The 13,466-nt window shown below is 67.4% G+C and carries 10 protein-coding genes; all 10 read left to right on the forward strand.

The genetic code is table 11. The features are described from left to right. The first annotated feature begins 539 nt into the window (after positions 1–539). Positions 540–2,054, forward strand: coding sequence for a bifunctional tetrahydrofolate synthase/dihydrofolate synthase (gene folC / locus NBG84_RS34195; protein WP_250923576.1), 1,515 nt, complete (start codon positions 540–542; stop codon positions 2,052–2,054). 7 nt (positions 2,055–2,061) lie between these two features. Then, the gene (locus NBG84_RS34200) at positions 2,062–2,412 is read left to right on the forward strand and encodes a DUF4233 domain-containing protein (protein ID WP_250923577.1); all 351 of its coding nucleotides are present in this window, start codon (positions 2,062–2,064) and stop codon (positions 2,410–2,412) included. Positions 2,413–2,580: 168 nt separating this feature from the next. Continuing rightward, entirely contained in the window at positions 2,581–2,994 is a 414-nt protein-coding gene (gene ndk, locus NBG84_RS34205) for a nucleoside-diphosphate kinase (protein ID WP_250923578.1), read from the forward strand. Between the two features lie 253 nt (positions 2,995–3,247). Beyond that, positions 3,248–4,267 carry a rod shape-determining protein gene (locus NBG84_RS34210; RefSeq protein WP_250923579.1) on the forward strand — a complete coding sequence of 340 codons (1,020 nt, stop codon included), beginning with the start codon at positions 3,248–3,250 and terminating at the stop codon, positions 4,265–4,267. A 142-nt stretch (positions 4,268–4,409) separates the two neighbouring features. Then, positions 4,410–5,558, forward strand: coding sequence for a rod shape-determining protein MreC (gene mreC, locus NBG84_RS34215; protein ID WP_250923580.1), 1,149 nt, complete (start codon positions 4,410–4,412; stop codon positions 5,556–5,558). Between the two features lie 13 nt (positions 5,559–5,571). Next, a complete protein-coding gene (gene mreD, locus NBG84_RS34220) occupies positions 5,572–6,234 on the forward strand; it encodes a rod shape-determining protein MreD (protein WP_250923581.1) in 663 nt (220 codons plus the stop codon). 22 nt (positions 6,235–6,256) lie between these two features. Next, positions 6,257–8,473, forward strand: coding sequence for a penicillin-binding protein 2 (mrdA, locus tag NBG84_RS34225; RefSeq protein WP_250923582.1), 2,217 nt, complete (start codon positions 6,257–6,259; stop codon positions 8,471–8,473). A 3-nt stretch (positions 8,474–8,476) separates the two neighbouring features. Beyond that, on the forward strand, positions 8,477–9,679 hold the full coding sequence (gene rodA, locus NBG84_RS34230) for a rod shape-determining protein RodA (protein WP_250923583.1): 1,203 nt from the start codon (positions 8,477–8,479) through the stop codon (positions 9,677–9,679). A 54-nt stretch (positions 9,680–9,733) separates the two neighbouring features. Beyond that, the gene (locus tag NBG84_RS34235; protein ID WP_250923584.1) at positions 9,734–11,266 is read left to right on the forward strand and encodes a CYTH and CHAD domain-containing protein; all 1,533 of its coding nucleotides are present in this window, start codon (positions 9,734–9,736) and stop codon (positions 11,264–11,266) included. A gap of 179 nt (positions 11,267–11,445) precedes the next feature. Next, positions 11,446–13,383 (forward strand): TIGR03960 family B12-binding radical SAM protein, encoded by a 1,938-nt coding sequence (locus NBG84_RS34240; RefSeq protein ID WP_250923585.1) that lies wholly within the window; start codon positions 11,446–11,448, stop codon positions 13,381–13,383. Positions 13,384–13,466 lie beyond the last annotated feature (83 nt).

Consider the following 13,466-nt stretch of genomic DNA (forward strand, 5'->3'; position numbering starts at 1 on the left):
AGCCCCCACCAAGACAAGCACCCCCCACGGCGACCCACCTCAGCCCGTCCGGCGTTTGAGGACGGAACCCCCCACCCCCGGTGAGGACACCCAACACAGGGGCGCTCAGCCCGAGCACCCCGCGCCTCGGCCACAAGCACCCCCGTCGGAGCGTGCACCCCGCCAAGGGGGCACCCTCAGCCTGTCCGGCGTTTGAGGACGGAACCCTCCACCCCGGGTGAGGACACCCGACACAAGGGCGTCGTGCCCAAGGACCCCGTGCCTTGGCCACGGGTATCCCTCGTCGAAACGAGCACCCCGCCAAGGGGGCACCCCCAGCCCGTCCGGCGCTTGAGGACGGAACCCCCCACCCCCGGTGAGGACACCCGACACAAGGGCGTCGAGCCCAAGCACCCCGTGCCTCGGCCACAAGCACCCCCCGCCGAAGCGTGCACCCCGCCAAGGGAGCACCCCAGCCTGTCCGGCGTTTGAGGACAGCCCACCGACGCTTCCACGCAACCCGGGGATGCCGACCCACCCCCGGACTTTAGACTGGACCTGTGAGTGAGCTGCCGCATGACGCCGAGGCCGGCGAGCACGACCCGTTCGACGAGATCGTCGAGGCGGAGACCGACCGCGACCCTGACCTGGCGGTGATCGAGGCCGGGAGCCGCACCCTGCGTGCCCAGGCCGGTTCCCCGCAGGCTGATGCGGTGCCTTCCCGGCCCGCCGACCCGGAGGTGGACAAGGCGCTGCGTGCCGTGGAGGTAGATCTGGCCACCCGTTGGGGTGAGACCAAGCTGGAGCCCTCGGTCACCCGCATTGCGGCGTTGATGGATGTGCTGGGCGACCCCCAGCACGCGTACCCCTCCATCCACATCACGGGCACCAATGGCAAGACCTCCACTGCGCGCATGATCGAATCGCTATTCTCCGCTTTTGATCTACGCACGGGCCGCTACACATCCCCGCATGTGCAGTCGGTTACCGAGCGGATCAGTCTGGATGGCGCGCCCATCGAGGCGGAGCGTTTTATCTCCACGTACGACGACATCAAGCCGTATGTGGAGATGGTGGATGCATCGCAGGAGTTCCGGCTCTCCTTCTTTGAGGTGTTGACCGGTATGGCTTATGCCGCCTTTGCGGATGCGCCCGTGGATGTGGCGGTCGTCGAGGTCGGCATGGGCGGTGAATGGGATGCGACGAATGTGATTAACGCTTCCGTCGCCGTGATTGCCCCCATCGACCTGGACCACACCGATCGCCTGGGCGGCACCCATGCGGAGATCGCGGTGGAGAAGTCCGGCGTGATCAAGCGGGGCGCGACCGTGATCCTGGCGCAGCAGCCGGTGGACGCGGCCCAGGTGATGTTGAAGAAGGCCGTTGAGGTCGATGCCACCGTGGCCAGGGAGGGCATGGAGTTCGGAGTCGCCTCCCGTGAGGTCGCGGTCGGTGGGCAGATGCTCACCTTGCGTGGTCTTGGCGGGGAGTACGAGGATATCTTCCTTCCGCTCTACGGGGCCCATCAGGCGCACAACGCGGCGGTGGCGCTCGCTGCGGTGGAGGCGTTCTTCGGCATTGGCTCGGAGCATGCGCGGACGCTGGACGTGGACGCGGTCCGCAAGGCGTTCGCCGCCGTGTCGTCGCCGGGCCGGTTGGAGGTCGTACGGCGCAGTCCCACGGTGGTGCTCGACGCGGCGCACAATCCGGCGGGTGCCCGGGCGGCGGCGGAGGCGGTCACCGAGGCCTTCGGGTTCTCGCGGCTGATCGGTGTGGTCGGCGCCAGCGCGGACAAGGATGTGCGCGGGTTCCTGGAGGTCTTCGAGCCGGTCTTCACGGAGGTCGTCGTCACCCAGAACGCCAGCCATCGTGCGATGGACGCGGACGCCCTGGCGGCGATCGCGGTGGAGGTCTTCGGCGATGATCGGGTGGTGGTCGAGCCCCGCCTCGACGAGGCGCTGGAGGCGGCGGTGACCCTCGCCGAGGAAGAGGCGGAGTACGCGGGTGCCGGGGTACTGGTGACCGGTTCGGTGATCACGGTCGGCGAGGCCCGGCTGCTGTTGGGGAAGGGTTAGACATCTGATGCGTACGCTCTGCGCGTCCACGCTGATCGGCGAGTTCTTTCTGCTCGGGTTCGCGGGGCTGGTGGCGATGAAGGACCCGGATCTGTCCATGACCACGGTCTGGACGGTCTGTGGTGTGGCCATGGCGCTGTCCTTGCTGCTCTGTGGGATGGTCACCCGGCCGGGAGGGGTTCAGCTGGGCTGGGCCCTCCAGGCGGGGCTGGTGGTCAGCGGCTTCATCGTTCCGTTGATGTTCTTCCTGGGGGCGTGCTTCGCGGCCCTGTGGGCGGCGTCGATCCACTACGGCCGCAGGATCGATGACGTGAAGGCGCGCTGGGCCGCACAGAACACCCGGCCGGAACCCTCCTGACGGAGGGCAGGCGCTGTGCTCTGTTCGATCGATGCCGGGCAGAGCGCGCTCGGGCGGGAGCGCCGGGGTTTTGGCTCTGATCGGTAATCAGGTCCGGGTGACATCACTCCAGTGGCCCCCTGTAACCTCACCCCACCGCACATGTATGCCCCCAAGGAGCCTCACACCATGACCCAGCGCACTCTCGTTCTGCTCAAGCCGGACGCGGTTCAGCGGAAACTGGTCGGCGAGATCATCGGCCGGATCGAGGCCAAGGCGGGCTGGAGCATCGCCGCGTTGGAGTTGCGCACCCTCGACCGGGAGATCCTGGAGCAGCACTACGCTGAGCACGTGGGCCGACCGTTCTATGAGCCCTTGGTCGAGTTCATGGCGTCTGGTCCGGTCGTCGCCCTGGTGGTCGAGGGCGAACGGGTCATCGAGGGTGTGCGACAGCTCGCCGGGCCCACGGACCCCATTGCGGCTGCCCCCGGTTCGATCCGTGGTGACTTCGGCACCATCGTTCGTGAGAACCTGATCCATGCGTCGGACTCCGAGGAGTCCGCCATTCGGGAACTGAAGATTTTCTTTCCGGGCCTTTCCTGACTTGTCGTCAGCCATACAGCGCTCATAGCCTGGGGCGACCGAAGGAATTCGGTCGCCCTTCGGCATATGCGAACGCATTACGGGAACGGATCGCCGCGACACCTCGTCACCTATATATGAGGTGGACCACCGAGCCGTGTCCGTGGAGGCGGCATTACGATGGAGCCTCGCGCCACAGCACCCACCTCGCCATCCTGAAAAGCAGTCAACGCTTCGATTTGGGAAGGCCAGACGCATCCTCATGGGGAACAACATGTCGTTCATCGGCCGTGATATGGCTGTCGACCTCGGGACCGCCAACACGCTGGTGTACGTCAGGGGCAAGGGGATCGTCCTCAACGAGCCGTCCGTCGTCGCCATCAACACCAACACGGGCGGCATCCTCGCGGTCGGCGCTGAGGCGAAGAAGATGATCGGTCGGACACCGGGCAACATCGTTGCCGTCCGGCCGCTGAAGGACGGCGTCATCGCCGACTTCGAGATCACCGAGCGGATGCTCCGCTACTTCATTCTGAAGATCCATAAGCGCCGGTACCTCGCCCGCCCGCGTGTCGTCGTCTGTGTGCCATCCGGCATCACGGGCGTCGAGCGCCGTGCGGTCATCGAGGCATCGACGCAGGCGGGCGCCCGTCAGGTGCACATCATCGAGGAGCCCATGGCCGCGGCCATCGGCTCCGGACTCCCGGTCCATGAAGCCACCGGCAATATGGTCGTCGACATCGGCGGCGGCACCACTGAAGTCGCGGTGATCTCGCTCGGCGGAATCGTCACGGCCCAGTCCATCCGTGTTGCCGGCGATGAGCTGGACAACGCGATCATTCAGCACATCAAGAAGGAGTACTCACTCCTGCTCGGCGAGCGCACCGCCGAAAACATCAAGATCACTATTGGTTCGGCCTATGACCTGGACCAGGACGAGCACACCGAGATCCGCGGCCGTGACCTCGTCTCCGGGCTGCCGAAGACGGTCGTCATCTCGGCCACCGAAGTGCGCAAGGCGATCGAAGAACCGGTCAACGCCATCGTCGACGCGGTCAAGACGACCCTCGACAAGTGCCCGCCCGAGCTCTCGGGCGATGTGATGGACCGTGGCATCGTGCTGACGGGCGGCGGGGCGCTGCTCCGCGGCCTCGACGAGCGACTGCGCCGTGAGACCGGTATGCCCATCCACATCGCTGAGAACCCGCTGGACTCGGTGGCACTCGGCTCCGGCAAGTGCGTGGAGGAGTTCGAAGCGCTCCAGCAGGTGCTGGACGCACAGCCGCGTCGATAGCCGGCTACGTGGGGGGCACGATCTTCCCCTGGGGTCCGTCCGGACCCCAGGGGACCGCCTGTATGGGTGCCTGCCGTCCCGTACAGCTGATCGTTGATATACAGACACTCACATTCCTACGAGGAAGGCACGGCCGCCGCACGTGAGGGACACACGAGAGAGCCGGCTGCTCCTGGTGCTGCTGATCGCCATTGCGTTCGCTTTGATCACGGTGGATATCCGCGGGGGCGAGGACTCACCGATCGACGGCACCCGGCAGGCTGCCGCCACGGTTTTCGGGCCGGTGGAGAACGGGGTCGCGGCAGCGGTCGACCCGGTCGGCAACGCCATCGGGGCCGTACGCGACTCCGGTCGGCGGCACGATCGCATCAGCGCCCTGGAGCGCGAGAACGCCGAGTTGAAGGCGCGCCTCGGCAGCGATGACCGCAATCGCAGCCGAGCCCTTGAGCTGGACAAGATGTTGAAGAAGGCGGGGGCGGGCCGCTACGGCATCAAGGGCGCGGAGGTCATCGCGATAGGAGCGGCCCAGGGCTTCTCCTGGACGGTCACCATCGACATCGGCTCCCGAGAGGGCATTCAGCGCGATATGACCGTACTGAATGGTGACGGTCTCGTCGGCCGGGTCACCACCGTCGGTCCGCACACGGCGACCGTACTGCTCGCCAACGACCCGGACTTCACCGTCGGAACCCGGATGGAGAAGACCGATGAGCTCGGTTTCGCCACCGGACAGGGTGACCGCCCCCTCGCGGTCCAACTGCTCAACGGCAAGGCCAAGGTGAAGAAGGGCGACCGACTGGTCACCTTCGGTTCGCAGGCTTCCAAGCCGTTTGTGCCCGGGGTACCCATCGGCGAGGTCGTCCGGGTGGACCCGTCCGGCGGCGATCTGACCCGGACCATCTATGTGAACCCGTACGTCGGGTTCAGCAAGCTCGACATCGTCGGCGTGGTCGTGGAAACGCCCCGGACCGACCCGCGCGACACCGTGCTGCCCCCGAAGCCCGCGGCGCCCAAGCCCAAGCCCACGCCCACGGTCACGGTGACCGTCAGCCCGGGTCAGAACGATGCCGAAGGCAACCAGAACAGTGCGCAGGGCGACCGGAGCGACAACCCCCAGGGCGACGCACAGGACAACGACCGCCAGAACGACCAGAACAACCCGGCTGCGCAGAACCCTCAGAGCACCCAGAACCCCCAGAACGACCAGAACGGCGTGACCAACGGGCAGACGCCGGGCACCGGCCGCAGTGACGGCCAAGCCCCAGCCGACGGCCAGAACGACCAGCAGTAGGAGCTGATCCGTCATGCGTCTCAACCGGATGCTTCTCTCCACGACCCTTGTCGTGGTCGCGCTCGTCATCCAGGTCTCCGTACTAGCCCGCCTTCAGCTCCCTGGAGCCGTCCCCGATCTGCTGCTGCTCGTCGTCCTCGGCCTGGCGCTGGTCTACGGGCACACCGCCGGAGCCCTGATCGGTTTCGGCGCCGGGCTCCTCGCCGACCTCGCGCCACCCGCCGACCACGCGGCCGGGCGGTATGCCCTGGTGCTCTGTGTGATCGGCTATCTCGCGGGACTGGCCCGTCCCGAGAACGGCAGGTTGAAGTCCGCGACCGTACCGATGCTGGTGGTCGTGGGCGCCGCCATCGGCTCCACCCTGCTGTACGCGGGGGTCGGCGCCCTCGTCGGCGACACGGCGGCCCGCCATGTGGGCCTGGTCAGCCTCCTGTTCACCGCGACGATCTACGATCTGCTGCTGGCGCCGTTCACCGTGCCATTGATCATGGCGCTGGCCCGGCGCACCGAGAACGATCCGCTCGCCGAGAGCCAGAGCGGCGGCGATGTCTCGTCCGGTTGGCTCTCCAGCGGTACTGGACTGAGGATCGGCAACCAGCGCGGTGGGCTGCGGATGAAGGCCGCCCGTACCAGAGCCGCTCGGGCCGGCCGTATCAAGGGCGTCAAGCGACTGTGATCCAGGAGGGGGCACTCGCATCATGAGCAATATCCCGGAAACCGGGCGGACCCCCCGGGTCCAGATCCGGCTCGTCGTCATCCAGGTACTCGTCTTCTCGCTGCTGTTCACCCTGGGCGGGCGCCTCTGGTACCTCCAGATCCGCAACGGCCAGGAGTACACGGACGAAGCGAAGAACAACGGTGTGCAGCGGGTCGTCCAACCCGCCGTCCGCGGCTCCATCCTCGACACCCGGGGAGTTCCGCTCGCCGACAACGAGACCCGGCTGGTCGTCTCCGCGTCCCGGACCGAGTTGATGAAGATAAAGGACGACGGCAAGGCCGTACTCACCCGGCTCGCGGGCGTCCTGGGCATGCCGCCCAAGGAGGTCCAGGACAAGGTCCGGCTCTGCGACGCCAAAACCCCCCAGCCCTGCTGGAACGGCTCGCCCTACCAGCCGATCCCCGTGACCGACGAGGCCACCACCCAGCAGGCGCTCCAGATCCGTGAGCGGGCCGAGGACTTCCCCGGCATCACCGCCGAACCCACCGCCGTACGCCGCTACACCGGCCCCGGCAAGTCCAACACCGCTCAGGTGCTGGGCTATCTCTCCCCCGTCACCGACGACGAGATCCAAAAGGCCAAGGACAGCGACTCGCCTTTCCTCCGCTCCGACCAGGTCGGCCGCTCCGGCTTGGAGCGCACCTATGACAAGGCACTGCGCGGCAAGGCCGGCATCACCCGGTACGAGGTCGACAACCTCGGCCGGGTCATCGGCGAGGCGGACCGCGATGAGGCCCAGCCCGGTGCCAACCTCGTCACCTCCATCGACGCCCGGGTCCAGGCCGTCGCGGAGTACGAGTTGAACGCGGCGATGAAGGCCGCCCGCAAGGAGATCGACAAGAACAACACGGGGAAGAACTACAAGGCCGACGCGGGCGCGGTCGTGGTGATGGAGAACCGAACCGGTCGCATCATCTCGATGGCCTCCCAGCCCACCTATGACCCCAATGCCTGGGTCGGCGGCATCTCGGCGAAGGACTACGCCAAGCTCACCACCAAGGGCTCCAACTATCCGCTGCTGAACCGGGCGATCCAGGGGCAGGCCGCACCCGGCTCCATCTTCAAGGTGATCTCCTCCACCGCCGCCGTCAACGCCGGGTACAACTTCAACGGCAACTACCCCTGTCCCTCGTCACTGTCGTTCGGCGGTCGCGAGTTCAAGAACTTCGAGTCCAAGGGGTACGGCTCCATCAGCCTGGGGCGTGCCCTCGAAGTCTCCTGCGACACCGTCTACTACGGCCTCGCGCACCGCGAGTGGCTGAAGGACGGCGGCATCACGCCCAAGAAGAAGCCCAACGACTGGTTCTACCGGACCGCCCACCAGTTCGGCCTCGGCGAGGAAACCGGTGTCGACCTGCCCAACGAGGTCTCCGGTCGCATCCCCGACCGCCAGTGGAAGCAGAACTTCTGGGAGGCCAACAAGTCCGGCTGGTGCAAGTCGGGCAAGAGGGACGGCTCCGAGCTTGAGCGCATCGCCTACGAGAACTGCCTCGAAGGCAATCGGATGCGCGCGGGTGACTCCGTCAACTACTCCATCGGGCAGGGTGACATCCTCGTCACCCCCATCCAGATGGCAACCATCTACGCCGCCATCTCCAACGGCGGCAAGCTCTACAACCCCACCGTCGGCAAGGCGATCATCAGCGCCGACGGCAAGTCCGTCCAGGAGATCAAGCCCAAGTCCCACGGCAGGCTGCCGATGGACAAGAAGACCAACCGGCAGATAAACGATGCCCTCGCGGGAGTCGTGACCGTCGGTTCCGCCGCCTGGCGATTCGGCGGCTGGCCGCAGGACAAGATCCCGATGCACGCCAAGACGGGCACCGCCGAGGTCTACGGCAAGCAGACGACCTCCTGGTTCGCCTCGTACACCGATGACTACACGATCGTGATGACGATCTCCCAGGGTGGTACGGGATCAGGAGCGTCCGGACCGGCTGTGCGGAAGATATACGAGGCGATGTACGGGCTCGACGAGAAGGGCACCCAGGACCTCAAGCGCGCCCTGATGCCCAAGCCGGTGAAGGCCCTGCCCAAGATCCAGGCCGATGGCAGCATCGAGGCCCCCTCGATCAAGCCGTACCAGCCGCCCAAACCGCTCGATCCTAACCAGCAGGTCTCCTTCAGCGACCAGCGGAACGACGGCCAGGAACAGCAGAACCAGCAGCTCGCGGGCTCACCCGCACGGAGGGACTGAGGCATGGCCGGCTCCCATGGCTTCTCCGTCTCCGGGTACGGGCCCCAGCGCGGCGGACTGTGGACCCAACTGTCCGCCCGGGACTCCGTCGTACGCCGGCTGGACTGGCCGCTGCTGCTGTCCGCGCTCGCGCTCTCCGGCATCGGCGCGCTGCTGGTCTGGTCGGCCACCCGGGGCCGTACCGAACTCACCGACGGCGACCCGTACAGCTATCTCTTCCGCCATCTCCTCAACACCGGCATCGGCTTCACCCTGATGATCGGCACCATCTGGCTGGGGCACCGCACCCTGCGCGGTGCGGTGCCGGTGCTCTACGGCCTCTCGGTGCTGCTGATCCTGCTGGTGCTCACCCCGCTCGGGGCGACCATCAACGGCGCCCACGCGTGGATCGTGATCGGCGGCGGCTTCTCGATCCAGCCCTCCGAGTTCACCAAGATCACCATAATTCTGGGGATGGCGATGCTGCTCGCCGCCCGGGTGGACGCGGGCGACCAACTCCATCCCGACCATCGCACGGTCGCCAAGTCCCTGGGCATCGCCGCCCTCCCGATGGCGATCGTCATGCTGATGCCGGACCTCGGCTCGGTCATGGTGATGGTGGTCATCGGGCTCGGCGTACTGCTTGCCTCCGGTGCCTCCAACCGCTGGATCCTCGGGCTGATCGGCAGCGGAGTGGCCGGTGCCTTCCTGGTCACCGCGCTCGGGTTGCTGGATGAGTACCAGATCAACCGCTTCGCCGCCTTCGCCAACCCGGAGCTCGACCCCGCGGGCGTCGGCTACAACACCAACCAGGCCAGGATCGCGATCGGCTCCGGCGGACTGCTGGGCACCGGACTCTTCAAGGGCTCCCAGACCACCGGCCAGTTCGTCCCCGAACAGCAGACCGACTTCGTCTTCACGGTCGCGGGAGAGGAGTTGGGCTTCCTCGGCGCCGGTCTGATCCTGGTGCTCCTCGGTGTGGTGCTCTGGCGCGCCTGCCGGATCGCCCGCGAGACCACCGAGCTCTACGGAACGATCGTCGCGGCCGGCATCATCGCCTGGTTCGCGTTCCAGTCCTTCGAGAACATCGGAATGACCCTCGGCATCATGCCGGTGGCCGGCTTGCCCCTGCCGTTCGTCTCCTATGGAGGCTCGTCCATGTTCGCCGTATGGGTGGCGATCGGATTGCTGCAGTCCATCCGGGTCCAGCGGCCGATAACGGCCTAGCGCGATTGCCCGGTGTGGGTGCCGCACCGGGCCCCGGCCAACTAGATTCACTGCATGGCGGACACAAAGCGCGAGATCGAGCGGAAGTACGAAGCCACCCCCGAGACCAGGCTCCCTCGTCTCACCAAGGTGGCGGGAGTCTCTGCCGTCGTCGACCACGGCATCGCCGAACTCGACGCGGTCTACTACGACACGGCTGATCTGCGCCTGGCCGCAGCCTCCATCACCCTGCGCCGCAGAACGGGCGGCACCGACGCGGGCTGGCACCTCAAACTGCCCGTGGCCCCCGGCGTTCGCGATGAGATCGGCGCACCGCTCTCCGAAGAGCTGCCCCGGGCCCTCGCCGCACTGGTCAGGGCCCGGGTCCGCGACGCCGAACTCACCCCCGTCGTACGACTGCGCTCCTTGCGCCAGGTGCACCTCCTCACCGATGTGGACGGCAACCCCCTGGCAGAGCTGAGCCGGGACGCGGTCAGCGCCGAGCGCCTCGGCAGCGGCAAGGGCGCTGGACGCACGGCCTCCTGGGACGAGATCGAGGTCGAACTCGCGGACGACGCCGATCCGGCGATCCTGGACGCCGTCGACAGGAAGTTCACCAAGGCCGGGATCCGGGCGGCCGACGCGCCCTCCAAACTGGCCCGCGCCCTGGCCGAAACCGGACTCTCGGTACCTTCAGCGACCACCGCGGATCGCGCCGAGCCCGTCACCGCCGGTGACCACATCCTGGACTATCTGCGCGAACAGGTGGTCGCCCTGCTGGCGTACGACCCCGGCGTACGGCGCGACCTGCCCGACTCGGTCCATCAGATGAGGGTCGCCACCCGACGGCTGCGCAGCGCCTTCCGCTCCTACGGCAAGGTGTTGGAGCGCACCGTCACCGATCCGATCGGGGAGGAGCTGAAATGGCTCGCCGGTGAACTGGGCGTCGCCCGTGACCAGGAGGTCCTCACCGAGCGGCTGCGGTCCCGGACCGACGCGCTGCCCCAGACGCTGCTGCTCGGGCCGGTGCAGGGACGGCTGCGCATCTACACCACCGCGCAGGGCTCAGGCTCCCGCCGCACGGCGCTCGGCGCGCTCGACAGCGGGCGCTATCTCGCCCTGCTGGATTCCCTGGACGCGTTCCTGGCGGACCCACCGCTCCTCAAGGCCGCCGCCCAACCGCCCGAGCAGGCGCTGCCCAAGGCCATGGCCAAGGACTACGGCCGGCTGGCCGACCGGATCGCCCACGCCCTGGAGCTCTCCCCAAGCCATGAGCGGGATCTGATCCTGCACGACGCCCGTAAGGCCGCCAAGCGCGCCCGATACGCCGGCGAGGCCGCGAAAGCGGCGCTCGGCAAGCCGGCCAAAACGTTCGCCAAGCGGATGAAGGCCGTGCAGTCGGTGCTCGGCGACCACCAGGACAGCGTGGTGGCCCGGGAGGCGCTGGTGAGTCTGGCGATCCAGTCCCATGCCGCTGGGGAGACGGCGTTCACCTGGGGGTTGTTGTACGGGCAGGAGCAGTGGACGGCCGCCGACCGCGAGCGGGAGTTGCCCGGAGTGTGGGCGAAGGCGTCCCCGGAGAGCCTGGGTGAGGTTCTGGGCGGCTGAGCCGCGGCTCGGACGTCCGCCGCGTCGGCCCGGGGTGGGGTGTCCACCCCGGGCCGACGCGGCATCGGCAACACCGGTGCGGGCAGGGCGGACCCCGCCCTTCTCCGAGCCGTTCGGGGGCGGCCCCGCAACCCGTTACGCTAGAGAGTCACCCCCTGCCAGCCCACGAAAGTTCAGAGATGTCTGCTGCTGAGTCCGCTGCGTCGGTGTTTCCCCAGCTCGAAGCTCTCCTCCCGCATGTGCAGAAGCCCATCCAGTACGTCGGCGGTGAGCTGAACTCCACCGTCAAGGAATGGGAGAGCTGTGACGTCACGTGGGCTCTGATGTACCCGGACGCGTACGAGGTGGGACTCCCCAACCAGGGCGTCATGATCCTCTACGAGGTGCTGAACGAGCGTGAAGGCGTCCTCGCCGAACGCACGTACAGCGTCTGGCCCGATCTGGAAGCGCTGATGCGTGAGCACGGCGTCCCCCAGTTCACCGTGGACAGCCACCGCCCGGTCAGGGCCTTCGATGTCTTCGGGCTCAGCTTCTCCACCGAGCTCGGCTATACGAACATGCTCACCGCCCTCGATCTCGCGGGCATTCCGCTGGAGGCGAGGAACCGGGGTCTCGATGACCCGATCGTCCTCGCCGGCGGGCATGCGGCCTTCAACCCCGAGCCGATCGCCGAGTTCATCGACTGCGTGGTCATCGGCGACGGCGAGCAGGCCGTCCTCGATATGACCGCCATCATCCGCGCCTGGAAGGCCGAGGGCCGCCCCGGTGGTCGCGAGGAGGTCCTGTTCCGGCTCGCCAGGACCGGCGGGGTGTATGTGCCCGCCTTCTACGATGTGGAGTATCTGCCGGACGGCCGTATCGGCCGGGTCGTACCCAACAGGTCCGGCGTCCCCTGGCGCGTGTCCAAGCACACGGTCATGGACCTCGATGAATGGCCCTACCCCAAGCAGCCGCTGGTCCCGCTCGCCGAGACGGTCCATGAGCGGATGTCCGTGGAGATCTTCCGCGGCTGCACCCGCGGCTGCCGCTTCTGCCAGGCCGGCATGATCACGCGTCCCGTACGGGAGCGAAGCATCACCGGCATCGGCGAGATGGTGGAGAAGGGTCTGAAGGCGACCGGTTTCGAGGAGGTCGGTCTGCTCTCGCTCTCCAGCGCCGACCATTCCGAGATCGGCGACATCGCCAAGGGGCTCGCCGACCGCTACGAGGAGGACAAGGTGGGCCTGTCCCTCCCCTCCACCCGGGTGGACGCCTTCAACGTGGACCTCGCCAATGAACTGACCCGCAACGGCCGCCGCTCCGGACTCACCTTCGCCCCCGAGGGCGGCTCCGAGCGACTGCGCAAGGTCATCAACAAGATGGTCTCGGAGGAGGACCTGATCCGCACGGTCGCCACCGCCTACGGCAACGGCTGGCGGCAGGTGAAGCTCTACTTCATGTGCGGTCTGCCCACCGAGACCGACGAGGACGTGCTCCAGATCGGCGACATGGCGATCAATGTGATCGCCAAGGGCCGTGAGGTCTCCGGCGCCCAGGACATCCGCTGCACCGTCTCCATCGGCGGCTTCGTCCCCAAACCGCACACCCCCTTCCAGTGGGCTCCGCAGTTGAGCGCCGAGGAGACCGACGCCCGGCTGACCAAGCTCCGCGACAAGATCCGCGGCGACAAGAAGTACGGCCGCTCCATCGGCTTCCGCTACCACGACGGCAAGCCCGGCATCGTGGAGGGGCTCCTCTCCCGCGGTGACCGCCGGGTGGGCGCCGTCATCCGCGCGGTCTACGAGGACGGCGGCCGGTTCGACGGCTGGCGCGAGTACTTCTCGTACGACCGCTGGATGGCCTGTGCGGAGAAGACGCTCCCCGAGTCCGGGGTGGACGTCGACTGGTACACCACCCGCGAGCGCACCTACGAGGAGGTCCTGCCCTGGGACCACCTGGACTCCGGTCTGGACAAGGACTGGCTCTGGGAGGACTGGCAGGACGCGCTGGATGAGACCGAGGTCGAGGACTGCCGCTGGACGCCGTGCTTCGACTGCGGAGTCTGTCCGCAGATGGACACCCAGATCCAGATCGGCCCCACCGGCAAGAAGCTGTTGCCGCTGACGGTCGTCAAGTAACGTCCACAGGAGGCCCGGTACCAGGGGAAACCCTGGTACCGGGCCTCCTGTCTTGGTCACACCACGGGCGGAGCCTTCGCTCG

The sequence above is a fragment of the Streptomyces albipurpureus genome (genome assembly GCF_023701525.1).
Taxonomy (GTDB): domain Bacteria; phylum Actinomycetota; class Actinomycetes; order Streptomycetales; family Streptomycetaceae; genus Streptomyces; species Streptomyces albipurpureus.

Coding starts and splice junctions, on each gene's coding strand:
- NBG84_RS34200 (WP_250923577.1), top strand. CDS start 2,062: ATGCGTACGCTCTGCGCGTCCACGCTGATCGGCGAGTTCTTTCTGCTC.
- ndk (WP_250923578.1), top strand. CDS start 2,581: ATGACCCAGCGCACTCTCGTTCTGCTCAAGCCGGACGCGGTTCAGCGG.
- NBG84_RS34210 (WP_250923579.1), top strand. CDS start 3,248: ATGTCGTTCATCGGCCGTGATATGGCTGTCGACCTCGGGACCGCCAAC.
- mreD (WP_250923581.1), top strand. CDS start 5,572: ATGCGTCTCAACCGGATGCTTCTCTCCACGACCCTTGTCGTGGTCGCG.
- mrdA (WP_250923582.1), top strand. CDS start 6,257: ATGAGCAATATCCCGGAAACCGGGCGGACCCCCCGGGTCCAGATCCGG.
- rodA (WP_250923583.1), top strand. CDS start 8,477: ATGGCCGGCTCCCATGGCTTCTCCGTCTCCGGGTACGGGCCCCAGCGC.
- NBG84_RS34235 (WP_250923584.1), top strand. CDS start 9,734: ATGGCGGACACAAAGCGCGAGATCGAGCGGAAGTACGAAGCCACCCCC.
- NBG84_RS34240 (WP_250923585.1), top strand. CDS start 11,446: ATGTCTGCTGCTGAGTCCGCTGCGTCGGTGTTTCCCCAGCTCGAAGCT.